This window comes from Halobaculum sp. MBLA0147 (assembly GCF_041361345.1).
GTDB lineage: Archaea > Halobacteriota > Halobacteria > Halobacteriales > Haloferacaceae > JAHENP01.
In genome coordinates this window covers 1,022,484-1,039,126 of record NZ_JBGKAD010000001.1, presented here as the reverse complement: position 1 = coordinate 1,039,126, position 16,643 = coordinate 1,022,484, and the positions used below count along the sequence as shown (strand labels likewise).

The 16,643-nt window shown below is 66.6% G+C and carries 15 protein-coding genes; 8 read left to right on the top strand and 7 right to left on the bottom strand.

What is annotated here, in order from left to right; all coding sequences use genetic code 11:
• The first annotated feature begins 161 nt into the window (after positions 1-161).
• Positions 162-1,292: a hypothetical protein gene (locus RYH80_RS04970; RefSeq protein ID WP_370902756.1), complete on the top strand. Its 1,131-nt coding sequence runs from the start codon at positions 162-164 to the stop codon at positions 1,290-1,292.
• Positions 1,293-1,416: 124 nt separating this feature from the next.
• Here the strand turns inward: RYH80_RS04970 and RYH80_RS04965 are convergent, their stop codons facing one another.
• Complete coding sequence (locus RYH80_RS04965) at positions 1,417-1,980, bottom strand: YbaK/EbsC family protein (RefSeq protein ID WP_370902755.1); 564 nt, start codon at positions 1,978-1,980, stop codon at positions 1,417-1,419.
• Positions 1,981-2,073: 93 nt separating this feature from the next.
• Between RYH80_RS04965 and metG the strand changes: the two genes are divergently transcribed.
• On the top strand, positions 2,074-4,317 hold the full coding sequence (gene metG / locus RYH80_RS04960) for a methionine--tRNA ligase (protein ID WP_370902754.1): 2,244 nt from the start codon (positions 2,074-2,076) through the stop codon (positions 4,315-4,317).
• A gap of 349 nt (positions 4,318-4,666) precedes the next feature.
• Here the strand turns inward: metG and RYH80_RS04955 are convergent, their stop codons facing one another.
• Complete coding sequence (locus tag RYH80_RS04955; RefSeq protein ID WP_370902753.1) at positions 4,667-6,304, bottom strand: transposase; 1,638 nt, start codon at positions 6,302-6,304, stop codon at positions 4,667-4,669.
• Positions 6,305-6,811: 507 nt separating this feature from the next.
• On the opposite strand from RYH80_RS04955, the gene RYH80_RS04950 reads away from it, so the two are divergent.
• On the top strand, positions 6,812-8,182 hold the full coding sequence (locus RYH80_RS04950) for a hypothetical protein (RefSeq protein ID WP_370902752.1): 1,371 nt from the start codon (positions 6,812-6,814) through the stop codon (positions 8,180-8,182).
• Between the two features lie 11 nt (positions 8,183-8,193).
• Here RYH80_RS04950 and RYH80_RS04945 read toward each other — a convergent pair whose 3' ends face one another.
• Positions 8,194-8,478 carry a hypothetical protein gene (locus RYH80_RS04945; RefSeq protein WP_370902751.1) on the bottom strand — a complete coding sequence of 95 codons (285 nt, stop codon included), beginning with the start codon at positions 8,476-8,478 and terminating at the stop codon, positions 8,194-8,196.
• Positions 8,479-8,684: 206 nt separating this feature from the next.
• Between RYH80_RS04945 and RYH80_RS04940 the strand changes: the two genes are divergently transcribed.
• A complete protein-coding gene (locus RYH80_RS04940) occupies positions 8,685-8,855 on the top strand; it encodes an HVO_0758 family zinc finger protein (protein WP_370902750.1) in 171 nt (56 codons plus the stop codon).
• Between the two features lie 51 nt (positions 8,856-8,906).
• Here the strand turns inward: RYH80_RS04940 and RYH80_RS04935 are convergent, their stop codons facing one another.
• Positions 8,907-10,001, bottom strand: a complete 1,095-nt coding sequence (locus tag RYH80_RS04935) for an aldo/keto reductase (RefSeq protein WP_370902749.1) — start codon at positions 9,999-10,001, stop codon at positions 8,907-8,909.
• Between the two features lie 184 nt (positions 10,002-10,185).
• Between RYH80_RS04935 and RYH80_RS04930 the strand changes: the two genes are divergently transcribed.
• Positions 10,186-10,917 (top strand): diphthine--ammonia ligase, encoded by a 732-nt coding sequence (locus tag RYH80_RS04930; RefSeq protein ID WP_370902748.1) that lies wholly within the window; start codon positions 10,186-10,188, stop codon positions 10,915-10,917.
• A gap of 56 nt (positions 10,918-10,973) precedes the next feature.
• Here RYH80_RS04930 and RYH80_RS04925 read toward each other — a convergent pair whose 3' ends face one another.
• Both RYH80_RS04925 and RYH80_RS04920 read right to left on the bottom strand, forming a co-directional pair.
• Positions 10,974-11,939, bottom strand: coding sequence for a nucleotidyltransferase family protein (locus tag RYH80_RS04925; protein WP_370902746.1), 966 nt, complete (start codon positions 11,937-11,939; stop codon positions 10,974-10,976).
• Positions 11,940-12,056: 117 nt separating this feature from the next.
• Positions 12,057-12,959, bottom strand: coding sequence for a DUF7839 domain-containing protein (locus RYH80_RS04920; RefSeq protein ID WP_370902745.1), 903 nt, complete (start codon positions 12,957-12,959; stop codon positions 12,057-12,059).
• A 218-nt stretch (positions 12,960-13,177) separates the two neighbouring features.
• Here RYH80_RS04920 and RYH80_RS04915 point away from each other — a divergent pair, with 218 nt between their 5' ends.
• Positions 13,178-14,047, top strand: coding sequence for an SDR family oxidoreductase (locus RYH80_RS04915; protein WP_370902744.1), 870 nt, complete (start codon positions 13,178-13,180; stop codon positions 14,045-14,047).
• A gap of 78 nt (positions 14,048-14,125) precedes the next feature.
• On the top strand, positions 14,126-15,370 hold the full coding sequence (locus tag RYH80_RS04910; RefSeq protein WP_370902743.1) for a phosphotransferase family protein: 1,245 nt from the start codon (positions 14,126-14,128) through the stop codon (positions 15,368-15,370).
• Between the two features lie 91 nt (positions 15,371-15,461).
• On the opposite strand, the gene RYH80_RS04905 is transcribed toward RYH80_RS04910, so the two are convergent.
• Positions 15,462-16,112, bottom strand: a complete 651-nt coding sequence (locus RYH80_RS04905) for a DsbA family oxidoreductase (RefSeq protein ID WP_370902742.1) — start codon at positions 16,110-16,112, stop codon at positions 15,462-15,464.
• A 239-nt stretch (positions 16,113-16,351) separates the two neighbouring features.
• Here RYH80_RS04905 and RYH80_RS04900 point away from each other — a divergent pair, with 239 nt between their 5' ends.
• Entirely contained in the window at positions 16,352-16,615 is a 264-nt protein-coding gene (locus RYH80_RS04900) for a hypothetical protein (protein ID WP_370902741.1), read from the top strand.
• Positions 16,616-16,643 lie beyond the last annotated feature (28 nt).

Sequence of the window (16,643 nt, the reverse complement as noted above, 5' to 3'; positions counted from 1 at the left end):
CGACCTAGGCGCTAGCCCGACCCGGGATATACCCGTCGTTTTCCCAACGCAAACATCGATGGACCTTCTGGCAGTACCGGTTCGAATTGCCTAGACTGGCCCGAACCGACCGGTGTCTTCGATCAACCTATTTGTACCAGTGCGAACACCGTTCGTCTCGGATGGACAGAGAGGATCGTTCTCTCCGGGAGGGTGTGTCGAGTCCCACCCGTCGTGACATCCTGCGGTCGACTGCCGTCGGGGCCGTCACACCTGTCGTGGCCGCTGCGGGCTGTGTGTCGTCGAGTGCCCCGACTCTGGGTCGTGAACTGGATCGACGGCGGAGCGACGGGCGTCCGGACGCTCCCTCTCGCGTTCTCGCGAGTGATCCCGGCGAGTCGGTCTCGGCGGACGCGGTCGAGACCGTTCGCGAAGCGACGCTGCGGACACACTCGACCAGAGAGCGGGGACTGATCGGCGAGAATCCGGCCGGGGGGAACGACCGACTCCTCGCGTACGGCCTTCGCCTCGAGGGAGGCGCTCCAGTCGAGTACCGGTACACGATCGACTCGGACGCACCCTCCGGTGCCGTCGAGACCGCCAGAGAGCGGGCGAGGGATCGGCTCCGCCGGTTCGAACGAGGTGCGGTGTCGACGGGACTCGTCGCAGAATCTCCGTGGAAGACCCTCGGGACGATCTTCCACACGGCGGCGGCCTGGGAGGCCGACGAGGTGGTCGGAGAAGTCGAACACAACTACCACGGGACCGAAGTCCCGGCCGCTGCGGGCACGGGCGACGGGACGACGGCGTTCGCTCTCGCGGCCGAGGTGGTCCTGCGACCCGGTCGAGGTGGTCCCTTCGCCGGCAGGTTCGGGAACCACGAGGCGTCTATCCGGCAAGACTGGGCACGGAGCGATCACGAGTACAGAGAACTGACCTGCAGTCCCGTCGGCGACGACACCACGACCTACGACACGGACCTCGCCGTCACCGTCTCGACGGACGGTGGGCGCGTGGGGATCTCCGTCGACGGTGGACGGGTTCGACAGCACGACGAGAGCGGGGCGTACCCGGTCGACTCGACGGTACACCACCGCTGGGGGTTCCCGGGTCTGTGGGCGTGTGACGGGGTCCGGTGTCGCCCGGTCGTGGTCGGGAACGTCGGCAGAGTCGAGACCGAGCCGCCGACCGCCGACGCCGTCGCGTTCTGTCCGGCGGAGCTGCGAGCCGCGTTCTCGAACCCCGACGGACGGGTGGCGGTGGTGCACACGTCCCTCTCGCCGACGCTGTCCGACCTCGACAGCTACGACTAGTCTGTCGGGCGTTCGACACGACGCTCGCGGTCTCGCCCCTCCGAAGGCCACTCTGTGCAGCGACGAGCCCGTTCACGCCGATTCGATATACCGTGACCAGGTTTACGACGGCCCGTCCGACGGCTCAGGCGTCTTCGAACGCCGTCGTCGGCGTCGGGTCGGTCCACGCGACCAACCGCTCGGGTGCGACGGGGAACACCGTCTCCGGCGTGCCCGCGGCGGCCCAGACGGTCTCGTGATCGCGCAGTGACTCGTCGAGGTACACCGGCAGGTCGCGGTCGTGACACACCGGCGGGACGCCGCCGATACTCCACCCGGTCGCCGCCTGCACCGTGTCCGGGTCGGCCAACGAGACGGACTCCGCGCCGAGTTCGTGTACCAGTGCGTCCGTGTCGACGCGGTGGTGGCCGGCGGTGAGGACCACGACGACCGCCCGTCCGTCCTCGTCCGTCGAGTCGGTCGGGTTCGGGTGGGTACCCGACGCTCCGTCCGTGTCTCCGTCCCCGTCGTCGCCACCCGCCAAGTCGACGGTCAACACGACGCTCTTGACGATCTGGCTCGGCTCGCAGCCGACGGCAGCGGCGGCGTCGGCGGCGGTCTTCGTCCCCTCGGGGAACGTCTCGACGGCCGGCTCCACCCCGTGAGCCGCCCGGAGCCGCTCGACGAACTCGCGTGTGGTCTCGTGCACGAGTCGCGCCACGCGGCGGACGGTACTGAGTCCACCGGCCACGCGACCCGACACCGGCGGGTTTTAGACGCGCTCGGCCGATCACACGGACACATGAGTCACGAGGCGTTCCCGACGGAGTCGCCCGCGGTGGTGACCTGCGGGCTGCCGTACGCGAACGGCCCCCAGCACATCGGTCACCTCCGCACGTACGTCGGCGGCGACGTGTACAGCCGCGCACTGGAGTCGCTCGGACAGCAGACGGCGTTCGTCTGCGGCTCCGACATGCACGGTGCGCCCATCGCCGTCGGCGCCCAACAGGAGGGTGTCGACCCGGAGGCGTTCGCGACACAGTACCACGAGGAGTTCGCCGAGACGTTCCCGCAGTTCGGCGTCGAGTTCGACAACTACGGGCGCACCGACGACGCGACCAACCACGAGACGACGCGAGCGTTCGTCCGCGAGATGGAGAAACGTGGCTTCGTCTACGAGACGGAGATTCCCGTCGCGTACGACCCCGAGGCCGACCAGTCGCTCCCGGACCGGTTCGTCGAGGGCACCTGTCCGTACTGTGGCGAGCGAGCCCGGGGTGACGAGTGCGACGAAGGGTGTGGTCGCCACCTCGAACCCGGCGAGGTCGAGGATCCGGTGTCGACGATCACCGGGAACCCGGCCGAGTACCGCGAGCAGTCACACCGCTACTTCCGCGTGACGGAGTTCCAGGAGTACCTCTCGGCGTTCCTCGACCGGCTGGAGGGGACGGACAACGCACAGAACCAGCCGCGCGAGTGGGTCGAGGGGGAACTCCGCGACTGGTGTATCACCCGCGACATGGACTGGGGCGTCGACTACCCCGTCGAGGACGGCGAGACCGACGACCTCGTCTTGTACGTCTGGGTCGACGCACCGATCGAGTACGTCTCCTCGACGCGACAGTACACCGATCGGGTCGGTGCCGAGACGTTCGACTGGGCCGAGGCGTGGGGGGCTCCCGACGACGGGTCGCTCACGGGTGGCGCCGACGCCGCCGCGACCACGGACGACGCCGACCCGGCAGCCGGCGACACCAGCGCGCCTGCCGACGACACCGACCCGACCGCAGCGATCGACGTGCCCAACGAGGGCGGCGAGGTGGTCCACGTGATCGGCCGCGACATCATCCAACACCACACGGTGTTCTGGCCGGCGATGTTGCGCGCCGTGGGGTACACGGAGCCGCGCGCGGTGATGGCCAGCGGGTTCATGACCCTCGGCGGGAAGGGGTTCTCGACCTCGCGCGACCGGGCAGTGTGGGCCAGCGAGTACCTCGAGGAGGGGTTCCACCCGGACCTGTTGCGCTACTACCTCGCGACGAACGGCGCGTTCCAGCGCGACGTGGACTTCTCGTGGGAGAAGTTCCGCGAGCGCGTGAACACGGAGTTGGTGGGGACGGTCGGGAACTTCCTCTACCGCTCGCTGTTGTTCGCCCACCGGAACTTCGAGACGGCCCCGGAGGTCGAGCCGTCCGCGGAGGTCCGCGAGGCGATCGAGACCGCGATCGACGAGTTCGAGACCGGCGTGAACGACTACAGTATCCGCGCCGTCGGGGAGGCGACGACGGACCTCGCGCGGTTCGGCAACGAGTACATCCAGCGCGAGGAGCCGTGGAACCTCGTCGACGACGACGAGACGCGCGCCCGACAGGTGATCGGCGACTGTGTCCAGATCGCGAAGGCCATCGCCGTCCTCTTCGAGCCGGTGTGTCCGGACAAGAGCGAGACCCTGTGGAGCCAACTTGGCGAGGCGGGGTCGGTCCACGACGTCGAGACCGACGCCGCCCTGGAGCCACCGGCCGGCGACCTCGCGGAGCCGACGGAACTGTTCGAGAAGATCGAGGCCGAGCGCGTCGAGGAACTCAACCGGAAGCTGGAGGACCGCGTCGCCGCGGCGACGGCCGACGACGATGTAGACGAAGCGGCGTCCGGGGAGACGGACGAGACCGAAACTGACGACGCCACGGCGGCCGAAGGTGACGGCGTGACGGAGTTCGAACCCATCGCGGACGACCGGATCGGTTTCGAGGAGTTCCAAGAGCTGGACCTGCGGGTCGGCGAGATCGAGGTCGCCGAGCCGGTCGCGGACGCGGACGACCTGATGCGACTGGAGGTCGACATCGGTGTCGAGACCCGCCAGATCGTCGCCGGCATTCAGGGGCTCCACGACGCCGACGCCTTGCCCGGGACGCGGGTCGTCGTCGCGAACTTGGAGCCCGCCGAGCTGTTCGGCCTGGAGTCGAACGGGATGGTGTTGGCGGCCGGCGAGCAGGCCGACCTGCTGACCACCCACGCAGACGCCGAACCGGGGACGAAGATCCGCTGAGCGGCCGACGCACCTCCCAGTTCTTCTCTCCTCGTGAGTTCTGGCGTCGCTCGTCGCCAGCGGCCGCTCCACCGTTCGCCCACGCTCTCGTCGACCCCCCGACGGCGACGGGTCCGGCCCGCCGGATAAACCGCGACGAGCGATATCGAACGCACTGTCCACACGATAGGGCTTTGCACCGGCGGAGAGTGCGTTTCAGGAGCCAGTGGCGTGATAGAACCTCTCAACAGCCGCTCTACAACGCGATTCGTCCGCCGCGAATATTCACAACTAGATTATATCTGGTAACAAAGTGGAGAACAGTATGGCAGTCGCTACTGAATCGGGCGAACACGGTAGAAAGAACGTCTTAACCGACGCCCGTGGACCGGCGCAAGAACGACACGACTGTCGCAGCGGGAACGACTGGGCCATCGGACTCGACGCCCTCCTGCTTCCGCAGGATTACGTCGACAAGTCGCCAGACTGAGTACAGAAGCGAGGCGAACGAGAAGTACCAGAACCGAAGTTCGTGCGACGGACTGGTCGTCGGCGTCAGGAACTTCTTCAAGGCCCGGTAGCCGGATTCGATCCGCCAGCGTTTCGAGTACAGCCGCGTGACACGGTTGATCGCCGCTTCGTCCTCGTTTGGAAGACTCAGATTAGTCTTCCACAGGTAGTACGTCGCCGTCTCCTCGTCGCCCTCTTCGCCGTCGTCGTCCATCATGTCGTCGAGCGCGTCCCACATCGCCCGCTCTTTCTGGTTCTCCTCGACGCCGAGGTCCACGTCCAGTGTGTCGTCCAGCTGTAGCCAGAGGTCAGACTGCTCGGTGCGGTCCTCGTCGGCCTCCGAGCTGTTGGAGATCGTCGTCTGAATCTCATCCGACTCGGCGCGCTGGTAGAGAACTTCGCGGTCGGGGCCGGCGAGACTTGGCTCGCTGTCGCGGAACATGTCGACGTTGCCCCGGTCCAACCGCTCAATCCGGCTCTGCTCGCCGACGCGAGAGCCGGGCGTGAGGTACCGGAGACCCTGAGTCTCACAGACACCACGCACACCGCGCGTATCGAACTCGCGGTCCATCAGCACGACCGTCGGCGCGACAATCTCGGTCGCGGAGTTGAGTAGATCAGCCACGATCTCGTCGCGGGACTCGCCGAGTCTCACTGGCCGCGCGTCCAGAACCACGGGCGCGTCATCGGTGACGATCTGGACGGTCGCGTAGTGGTGGGCGTACTCGCCGCTCGGCGTCTTCGTGCCGAGGATCGTCTCCTCGCGGCCCGTGCGGTCGCCCCAGAACCGTGGTCCGGTCGTCGTGTCGATAGCGACCGGCACCTCGCGGTCCAAGTAGCCTTCCGACTGGGCTTCGAGGACGATGTTCCGGGCGGCGTCGCGGAGTTGCTCGCGCTGCTCTTCGATGCTGATCGACGAAAGTTGATCGCGGAAGTTATCGCCCAGCGGCGTCATCTGGCTGCTCTCGGAGAGGTACCGCCGCGCTCCGGCGTTGGCGTGGGCGTCGGACTGGAGACCGAGGTACGCCGCAAGACTCCAAAACGCCGACTCGTCGATAGCAGTGTTCTCGGCTCTATCGAGTGACAGTGCTGGATAGACCTCGCGCCGGGCGGCGTCAGTGACGCGGTCGGCTTCGGCGAGGACCGGCGACTGACTGCCGAGCCGGCCGTCGCGGTCGTCTGTGGGTTCTCGCGTCGGTTGGGTCGGTCCGGGTGCGTCAAGGCCGTTCTCGCGGCACTCGGTGGCGATCTGGTGTGCCGCCTCGCGGACGGCGTCGTACAGCTCGCCGTCGAACCGCTTCGTGCGAATCCGCCAGATCGTCGTCGACGACGGAACGGTGTCGAATCCGAGCTGGCCGAGCAGGACCGGATCGCGCTGGAGCCGACGGCGGAGGTCGTGGTTGCCGTCGATGCCGAGGGCGTGACCGAGCAATAGGACGTGAACAGCCGGTTCTGTGTCGTAGCCCACGTAGTGGGCGTGGTCGTCGAGTGTCGTCACACAGTCCGGCAGCGGGAGATCGGCGACAAGAGCAGCGGCCGAGTCAGCCGTCGGCGCGGCCTGTTCGGCGCGCGCGCAGAGGGCCGAGGCCACGGTTTCGGCGGCCTCGCGGCTGGATGCCGCCGGTGTGCCTGTCTCGACCCGTGGGTCCACGACCATTCCGGCCCATACATGTATGCCTGCGTGATCACTGATAAGCGTACGTCCGTGTAGAGTGAAAGTATAATCGCAGACAGCAACAGGTTTGACATGAAACTCGGAGGACAGGGGAACACACCGTGACTTGTCCTACCCGGCTATGGTCGGCGTACTTGATTTTAGGGACCCCGTGGAATCAGGCGTGTACTTCGATAGCAGGTACAGATTTAACAGGCGGTGGGCCTGTGAAGATGACATATGCGCTGGTGGGCGTCAGGTTTGACTTCTGAGAGTGGGTCTGGGGAATCTGACGAATCGAGAGTTGCGAGTACGTCACGGCGGCGGGTTCTGGCGGGGGTTGCCACAGTTGTGAGCGGGTGTGGTGCCAATCAACCGGAGCCAACTCCCTCACCAACCGAGTCACCAACACAAACAGAATCCACACCAACACCCACAGAAACACCTACAGACACAAAACAACCCACAGAAACACCTACAGAGACAGAAACGGAGACACCGGAACCACTACCACCAGAAATGCAGCCACTGCAAAACCCCGTGGAAAACCCGGAAAAAAGCCACGACCCCGCAACAGAAGCATACTACGCCAAAGCACAACTAACACAAAGCTACTGGGAACAACTCAAATCCGACCACGAGTATGGCACCACTGAAGAAGTGCTGGTCGGCGGCCCGGCAGACGTGACACTTGAAGAACTGCCGGAACAAGTACAATCAGAAACAGAAAAAGACTTCACAGACTTCTTCTACCAAGACATACTCACCGAACAAGAAATACAAAACATAGACACCGTTCGCGACCTAGAACAAACAGTCTGGGACGGAATGCACAGACTAACGCAGGACGCGGGAGGCATGTTTAACAATCACAGGACGCGGTTGATGAAAGAAGTAATCCAGCAATCAGCCAGATATACCGATGTCGACGGAATGGTTGAGAACTTGGGAGCGTTGAACAATCCTGAAAGAGACAACACCGAGGCAACCGGGCCTCTCCTTCTTTCGTCGATGAACCTGCCTAGCAGGGATGCCTACCATACACTGTTCTGCGAGTTGGATGGTGAAGATCCGGACATAATGATAGGTGACCACGTAGTGACTGGAGGAACTGAGCCCCACTTTAAGAGGTATCCTAGTGACAGAATCTCAAACGACTATACTAATAGATGGACCTCAGCAGACGTAGGAACTGTAGCAGGACTTTTTCCAGAAAAATTTGATCCGAGCGAGGATGCCGCCCAGCTACGTCAAAGCGAGTTTGCGACTGGTATTTTGTATGGTTCGGGTATGGGATTGGAGAACGGAAATGGTGTGCTGTATTTGAATGATGAGGAGGTTGGTGAGAAGGATGATTTGGAGGGCGCAGATGAGCTTCGAGGCGCGTTCTTGATCCAGCCAGATGATCCCAGAAGCGCTGTGATGTACGACAGCTTCCTTGACAACCATTCAGGCGGATGGGTGACCTCAACCGAAGACATACAGCAAGGCTATGATTTTCCGGGTAACTATTCGCGGAAAGCAGCATCGGTTATCACCGGAATAAACGAGAGAGTTCACCAAGACTACCAGAACGGCAATCTTGAAGACAGGGACGGAGGCAGAGGACTCGATTACACATTCTCAGTAAACGAAAACGGACTACAATCAGTAACACAAACCAATCTCACAAAGGAGGACTTTGAAGAATTAGCTGTGGAGGATGGAGAACCTCACCCATAGCTGATGAGTTTTCAGTTCAATCCTCCGGTTGAAACCGGATCAGTCGCTCGTCTTATATTATCCTTGCTGTTGAATTCTAGTTGAGTTATGAAGTGTTGGAATGGTTGTATTTTGGAGTTGTCTGAGTCTGCTGCTGTTTCAGCTGACGCGTAGCCTTGGTTCTGCGCCGAAATATCTCTGGCCTCGTCAAAGGTCATACCGGTGTCGCCGTTGCTGAGATCGATCTTCCCTGCGTTACTGCTGTCAATCCTCACCTTTCTGCTCGGGTAGACAAGGAGCAGCATCTCGCTAATCACGGCGGTGGCGTAGGACTCTGCCTATCAAATCGACATAGCGACCGATTTCTGGACTCAAATTGACTTGTCTATGCGCCCAAACACGCTTGTATTTCCTGAAAAGCCAATCTATAGTCTCATCTCCTGCACTGTCACTCGCTACGACCCGACCGCCGACACCACCACCCGACGGGGAGTTTATCAGCGGTCGCCGCCAACCGGGACGCATGAAGAGTGTCCGGCGGGGACTCCGAGACGGGGACTTGGAGAAGGACAACTACGAGCGGTTGCAGTGTGGCACCTGCGGAGCGGACCTCTCGACGGAGGACGACCCGGACGAGGTGTACACCGTCCGGGTCTGTCCGGAGTGTGGCGACGAGTACAAGGAACTCGGCTGACCGGGAGGTCACCACGGCGTTCGTCGTTCGACACCGCCGTCAGCGACGCGTTCACTCGAACACGTCGTCGAACTGACTCGCGCCCATCGGGTCGAACGTGCCGGCGGCGACGTTCTCGCGGAGGTGCGCCACGTCGTGAACCCCGACCAGCGCCGCAGTGACGGCCGGCGCGGAGCGCGCGAAGTTGATCGCCCGCTGGACGGGGGTGTCACCCTCCAGTTCTGCGGCGACGGCCGGCGGAATCGCCTCCTCGTCGGCCAACTCCCCCTGCCCGACGCTGGCGCTGGTGAACACGGACAGCCCCTCGCGGTGGGCGAACTCCAGCGCGGAGACGCGCTCGTCGCCGTGGGTGTGACTCCGGACGGTGAACGCGTCCGCCATCCGGACGTTGAACGGGAGTTGCACCGCCGCGAACCCGTGGTCGTCGACGCCGACCGTGTCCGCCGCCCGCTCGGCACGCGCGCGAATCTCGCCCAAGTCGAGGTGGGCGTCGTGATCTCGCGGGACGCGGAGTGCGTCCCACGTCGCCACGCCGTACCGACCCAGGTCACCCGCCGCACGCCGCCGTTCGAGGAGTTCGAACGCCGCTTCGAGCCGGTCGTACACCGCCGCCCGGTCCCGAACTGCGAGCTGCGTCTCCGGGTTGTGGACGTAGTAGCAGTCGACGGTGTCGAGATCGAGCCGGTCGAGTGAGCGGTCGAGCATCGCGTCGAGGAAGTCGGGCGCGATCGCGTGACTCCCGCGGGCGAGGTCCTCGCCCGCGAGCAGTCCGGTGTCGAGGAACCGCTCGCGGACGTACCCGGCGGGGTCGTCGGGCCGCTCGCCGTCGAACGGGACGAACCCGCCCTTCGTCGCGACGACGACCGCCTCTCTCGGGGTGTCGCTGGCCTCGAGTGCGTCGCCGACGACGCGCTCACTGCGACCCGCGCGGTAGTTCACGGCGGTGTCGATCAGGTTCACGCCGGCGTCGAGCGCCGTCGTCAGCACCTCTCGGTAGGCGTCGTCGACGGCGGCCGTCGGCGCCCCGAGGTAGGTCCCGACGCCGAGACTGGAGACCACACCGGGGCCGAACCGCCGGAAGTACGTGCGGCCGAAGCTGTCGCCGAACCGGTCGCGGTACCGCCAGGTCCCGTCTGCGGTCGCCATCGCCCACGGCTAGTCGCCGTCCGCTGGTAAACCGTGCGTTCGCCGCGACGGCCAGCCCGTCGTCGCTCCGCTACCTCGTCGTGCCGATCCGCGGCACTCGCCGTGTCGCGACCCGGTGTTACGGACGCGGACCGCCACGGACGGCTCCGTCAGGGACTTACGCGCCGGTCGCGAACCGCTCGCCGTGACAGACGAGACGAGTGCGGGCGAGCCGATCTGGGTGTCGCTGTTCTCCGGCGGGAAGGACTCCTCGTGGGCGCTGTACCGCGCCCTGGAGTCGGACCTGCCGGTCGGGCGACTTCTCACCGTCCACCCGGGCGAGGACTCGTACATGTACCACGTCCCCGAGACGGGGCTGGCGACGCTGGCGGCCGAGAGTGTCGGGATCGAACTCGTCGAGGTGGACCCGGACGACTTCGCGGCCGAGTCGACCGTCGACGCGGGCGCACAGGGGGACCGCGAACTCGAACCGATGGAGGCGGCGCTCGAACGCCTCGCCGCCGAACGGCCGCTCGCGGGGGTCACCGCCGGCGCCGTCGAGAGCGAGTTCCAGACGAGCCGGATCGAGGGGATGTGTGACCGCCTCGGGATCGAGTTGTTCGCGCCGCTGTGGCAGGAGGACCCGGTGGCGTTGGCCGAGGCGATGCTGGACGCCGGCTTCGAGATCACGATCCTCCAGGTCGCCGCCGCCGGGCTCGACGAGTCGTGGCTCGGGCGGACGCTCGATCACGAGGCGCTGGCCGAACTGATCGAACTGCGCGAGCAGTACGGCGTCCACCCGCTCGGCGAAGGTGGAGAGTTCGAGACGTTCGTCACCGACGGGCCACACATGGACCGCGAGATCGAGTTGACGTACGAGACGGAGTGGGACGGCACTCGCGGGCGGATCGTCGTCACGGACGCGAAACTGGCGTGAGGAGGTGGGTCGACCGATGTCACCCCGTGCACTCGCCGGCGTGAGACGCGCGGCGGTCAGTTCCCGACGAGGCGGGAGTGTTGGCCGAGCAGCGTCTCGCGGAGGTCCAGATCCTCGACGGTCGCCGCCTCGTCGACGACGGACCGTTCGAGTGTGCTGTCTGCGATCCGTGCGTCGTCGAAGACGACCGTGTTCGACAGACTCGCGTCGACGACCTCGGCACCGCTCATCACGTGGACGTTCTCGCCCAACTCGCTGTCCTCGACGGTCGCGTCGTCGGCGACGAGTGTGTCGCCGTCGAGGGCGTGCGCGACCGCGTCGAGGTAGGCGTCCGCCGTCCCGATGTCGTACCACGCGCCGTCGAAGGTGAACGCGTTCACCGACTGCCGGCTCTGGAGCCACTGGACGAACCACCCGGGCTCGTCCGGGTTGTTGTCGTTCGAGAGGTACGTGTCGAACGACGGCAGCGTATCTCTCGGGAACGCGTAACACGCGATGGAGACGAGGGTGCTGTTCGGGTCGTCCGGCTTCTCCTGGAAGTCGACGACCTCGGTTCCGTCGAGTTCCACGAGGCCGTAGCTCTTGGCACGCTCTCTGGACCCGACGTCGTAGGCGGCCAGCGTCGGTGTCCCGGCATCGACGAAGAAGTCGACGAACTCGGCCACGTCGAACGACAACAGGTTGTCGCCGGCGATCACGAGCAGGTCGTCGTCGACGTCCTCGCGGTCGATCAACTGTGCCAGCGCGCCGACGACGCCGAACTTCTCGGACTCCGCGGTGGTGTCCTCGACGGACACCTGCGGCTTCTCGAACGCGGAGTCGGCGAGGTACGCCTCGAACTCGTCGGCGAACCGCTCGTTCGTGCTCACGTACACCTCGTCGATCCGGTCGTCGGCCTCGAGGTCCGCGAACACCCCGTCGATCACCGTCTCCTCTCCCAACGGGAGGAACATCTTGGGACGGTGTCGCGTGATCGGCCACATCCGTGTCGCGTACCCGCCGGCGAGAACGACTGCCTCCATACCCGGCACGACACCGTGACCCGACAAGACGTTTGTGCATTCTCGATTCGTCACTCCCCACCGGCGTCCACTCGCGGTCGGTGTCGGTCCGCGACGGCGGGCTCTCACGTCGCCGGCTCAGGCGGCGCTGGCGACCTCGTAGGCCACGGCGCTGTCGCGGAGGCGGTCCGCGTGCGACGAGAGTTCGCGGCTCTCGGCGAGCAAGAGGACGTCGAGTCCCTTCGTCGCCGCCTCCTCGACGGCCGCGACGGTGCCGAACCGCACGTCGGGGTCGAGCCCCGCCGCGCGTGCCGCCGCGAGCGCCTCCGTCCCCGCGGTCGCGATCACGTCGGCGTCGGCGGCCAACGCCGCGACGCGCTCCGTGTCGACCACACTGCTCCCGCCCGCTCGCACGGAGGGGACCTCCACACCCGTCACCGTCCCGAGTTCGTAGTCCAACACGCCCTGGAACTCCGTGACGCCCACGTCGCTGCCGGCCGCCGCGTCCGTGAGCGCGACCGCGGTCGCGCCGTCCGTCTCGTCGCCGTCGTCTCCCTCGCTGCCGCCATCCGTGTCGTTGGCGCCACCACCTCTCTCACCGCCCGACTCGTCGCCCCCGTCGTCGTCCGACTCGCTACCACCCAGCGGTCGCGCGGTCAACACGCCGTCCTCCATCGAGAGGCGGACGCGGTCACCTTCGGCGACCGGGGCGGCGGCGAGTGCGGCGTCGACCTCCACGTCGCCGATCACCTCCTCGGAGACGTGCGAGACGTACTCGTCCAACGCGTCCGTCTCGGAGATCAGCCAGTCGACACCCTCCTTCGTCACCTCGTAGCGCCCGCGTGCCTCGCGGTCGACGTACCCCTCCTCGACGAGGTCGCCGAGGTGTTCCGACACGGCCTGCGCGGTGACGCCGATCTCGTCGGCGATCTCCCGCTGGCTCACGGCCGGCTGCCGCTGGGCGATCTCGACGAGGATCCGGTAGCGGGTCGCGTCCCGCTTGTTCCGCAACACCGCGGCGCTGCCGCCGTCGTCGCTCATACCCGACTGTCCGTGCCCACACCTGAAGTAGGTTCGTCTCGCCGTCGCCGTCTCTCGGCGAGCCACTGCCGAGCCACCACCGAGCCACCGTCGAGCTACCACCGGGCCACCGCCGAGCTACCACCGGGCCACCCCAGAACCACCACCGGGCCACCGTCGACAACGCGGGCGGGGTTGTCTTCCCGACGCTTTAGGTCGGTGTAGAGTAGAGGAGCGGTATGGACACACCCAGACTCGACGCACTGGACGTGCCGGACCTCGACGGTTCGACTGCGTTCGTCACCGGCACAACCCGCGGCATCGGGAAGGAGATCGCGCTCGCGCTCGCGGAGGCGGGCGCGAACGTCGTCTCGACCGGTAAGACCGTCGACGACTCCGACTCGGACCTGTCGGGTACTATCGGGAAGACGGCCGAGGCGTGCCGCGAGTTGGGGGTCGAGTCGGAGGCGATCCAACTCGACGTCCGGGACGCCGACGCCGTCGAGGCGGCGGCCGAGGCCGCCATCGAGCGGTTCGGCGAGGTGGACATCGTGATCAACAACGCCAGCGCGATCCAGTTGGCGAACGTCGCGGACCTCCCCGCCAAGCGGTTCGACCTGTTGAACGAGGTGAACGTCCGCGGGACGTACCTCGTCTCGCGGGCGTTCCTGCCGCACCTCCGCGAGCGGGAGGAGGCGTGGTTGTTGACGAACGCGCCGCCGGTGACGACGGACCGCGCGCCGGGCAAGGCCGCCTACGGCTGGTCGAAACTCGGGATGAGTTTCGTCACCCTCTCGCTCGCTGGTGAACTCGCCGGCGAGAGCGTCGGCTGCAACACCTTCTGGCCGGTGACGGCCATCGACACGCGGGCGACGCGATACTTCGGACTCGGGACGGAAGACGACTGGCGTCACCCGCGGATCGTCGCCGACACGGTCCTGGAGATCCTCTCGCGCGACCCGGACGAGTTCACCGGCGAGGCGGTGTACGACGAGGAACTCCTCCGCGAGGCCGGCGTCGAGTCGTTCGCCCCGTACAACCTCACCGAGGGCGACCCGGCACCCACCTCCGCGCAGATGTTCGAGGCCGACTACTCGCGCGAGGAGTAGGGCGTCACCACCACACGCCGTGGGCCGTCGTCACACCCCGTCGGAGCGTTTTTGCCCCGGTGTCCCGCCTCGACGAGTGTGACAGTGGACGACGAGGAGGTGACACTGGACGCCGAGCAGCGGGGCTCGCTGGGTACCGACGAGCGGACGGCGCTGCGGCGGTGGCTCGCGGCGACGCTCCGGGCGCCGGTCGACTCGCTGTCGGTGCTCGCGGACGGGCTCAACCTCGTCGTCGCCGTCTCGACCACCTCGGAGGCGGACGCGTACGTCGTCCGCCGGCCGAACGAACTCCGGGAGACGGCGCTGTTCGTCGACACCGCGACGGAGTACGCCGTGTTGGAGCGACTCGTGGAGACACCCGTCCCGGTCCCGGAGCCGGTCGCACACTGTACGGACCCGTCGGTCCTCGGTGCGCCGTTCGTCGTGACCGAGTACCGCGACGGTGCGGTCGTCCCACTCGGCTCGCGGCTCCCGGAGCGCTACCGGACGCCCGCCGCCCGCGAGCAGCTGACGTGGGAGACCGTCGACACGCTCGCGCGGCTCCACGACGTTCCGGTCGCACAGTTCCGCGACGTGTGCGAGCACCACACGCCTCGCGAACAGGTCGCGGCGGACGTGCGACGCGTCGAGCGCGTCGCCGACGCCGTCGCGGCCGACTTCGCCGACCTGCTCGCCGTCGGCGACTGGCTCCGCGAGCACGCGCCCACTGACGGGCCCACGCGACTCGTCCACGGGGACTTCCGCCCCGGGAACCTGCTGTACGCAGACGACCCAGACCACGCGGCCGCGAACGCGCCGAACGGCGAGACGGCAGACGTACCGACCCGCGCTGCCACCGGCACGCGGGGTGACGAGGTCGCGACGGCGACGACTGCCACGGACGGTCCGCTCCCGCGCGTCGCGGCAGTGCTCGACTGGGAGACACCGATGCTCGGCGACCCGCGCGTTGAGATCGGCTACCTCCTGTTGCGGTGGCGCGACGCGGGCGACGTGACGCCGTCCCTCGACGGGTTCGCCGAGCGGTACGGCGAGGCGACCGTCGCCGACCTCCGCGAGGACAACGCCGTCGGGATGGCCCCGTTCACGAGCGAACCCGGCACCCCGTCCCGGCGCGCGGTGCTCGACCGCTACGAGCGTGCGACCGGAATCGTCGTCGACGACCCCGAGTACTTCCTCGCACACGCGGCGTTCACGCTCGCGGCGGTGTGTGCGGACCTCCACCGCCGCAGCGTCGCCGCCGGCGCCGACAGCGACCACCACGCCCACGCCGACTACCTCCGTGCCGTCGCCGAGACCGTGATCGACGGGCGGTTCGAGATCTGAGTGTCTCTCTCGTGTCGTGGTTGAGGTAACATCCGTCGTCGACCGATTCAGATCGCGCCGCTGGCCGACTCAGATCGCGCCGCTGGCCGGCTCAGACCGCGCCGCCGGCGTCGGCTCCCTCGACCAGTCGTTCGAGGTGTTCCGGGGGCACCGCGCCGCGAGCGGCGTGGCCGTCGTAGACGAACGTCGGGATGCCGCTGATCCCCAGCTCCGTCGCGTCGTCGAACCGGTTGGCCAACTCCTCGGCGAGGCGCTCGTCGGCCATCGCACTGCGGACCTCGTCGCCGCCGACGCCGACACTCTCCGCGATCTCCGCGACCACGTCCGGGTCCGCGATGTCGTCGCCGTCGCGCCAGTAGGCGTCCATCACCGCATCGTAGAAGTCGTGAAACTGTTCCTCGTCGTACGTCTGCCGGACGTACAGCGCCGCCTGCTGGGTGTCCCACGAGTCTACCTCGGGGAGATCGTCGAAGTCGCGCATCTCCACGTCGTACGTCTCGCGGAGGCGCGCGACGTTCTCGCGCACCTGCTCGAAGTAGTCGTCGTCCTTCCCGTCGTCGACGTCCTCTCGGAGGTCGCCGTCCGGGCCGCGTTTGTACCCGCGCAGGTCGAACAGTCGCCACTCGACCGTCGGCGGGTCCGCGGCGTCCGCGAGGTACTCCCGCAAGGCGGCACGACCGAGGTAACAGAACGGACAGACGAAGTCCGAGTACACCGCGAGTGTGTCGTCGTCTGGTGTCACGCTCGCCCGTTCGGCTCCGCGGCGGTTAAGCGGCGGCGTTCCGTGCGAGCCGGCGACACTCGCGCGGACGGAGTGGAAGGCCGGTTTCGCCACAGACGACGTGTTCTCGTTTCGCTCCCGACGACGTGGCTCTGGTTTCCCCAGACGGCGTGTGCGTCGACTCGATCCGATTCGTACTTGTTCCCGCCGACCGTACGACCGTACGTCCGAGTATGCTCTCCCGACGGACGCGGCGTCGCGTGACCCGCACCGCGCTCGCACTCGTCGTCGTCCTCCAGACGGCCGTCGCGGCGGCGAGCGCACACGCGGGTCACGGCGCCCTCCACACGACCGCCGGTGTGGTCAGTGTCGCCACACTGGGACTCGCCGGCCTCGCCGTCTGTCTCGGTGTCGCGCGACTGTACACGACCGACGCCCTCTCCGTCCGCGGTGCGGGGGTCGGTGTCTCGCTCGGCGGACTCCTGCTCGTCTCTGCCGCACTGCTCGTCTGGCCCGTGATCTGAGCCGTCCCGTCCCGTTCTCGTCCCATCC

Coding starts and splice junctions, on each gene's coding strand:
- RYH80_RS04915 (WP_370902744.1), top strand. CDS start 13,178: ATGGACACACCCAGACTCGACGCACTGGACGTGCCGGACCTCGACGGT.
- metG (WP_370902754.1), top strand. CDS start 2,074: ATGAGTCACGAGGCGTTCCCGACGGAGTCGCCCGCGGTGGTGACCTGC.
- RYH80_RS04925 (WP_370902746.1), bottom strand. CDS start 11,939: ATGGAGGCAGTCGTTCTCGCCGGCGGGTACGCGACACGGATGTGGCCG.
- RYH80_RS04935 (WP_370902749.1), bottom strand. CDS start 10,001: ATGGCGACCGCAGACGGGACCTGGCGGTACCGCGACCGGTTCGGCGAC.
- RYH80_RS04940 (WP_370902750.1), top strand. CDS start 8,685: ATGAAGAGTGTCCGGCGGGGACTCCGAGACGGGGACTTGGAGAAGGAC.
- RYH80_RS04970 (WP_370902756.1), top strand. CDS start 162: ATGGACAGAGAGGATCGTTCTCTCCGGGAGGGTGTGTCGAGTCCCACC.
- RYH80_RS04920 (WP_370902745.1), bottom strand. CDS start 12,959: ATGAGCGACGACGGCGGCAGCGCCGCGGTGTTGCGGAACAAGCGGGAC.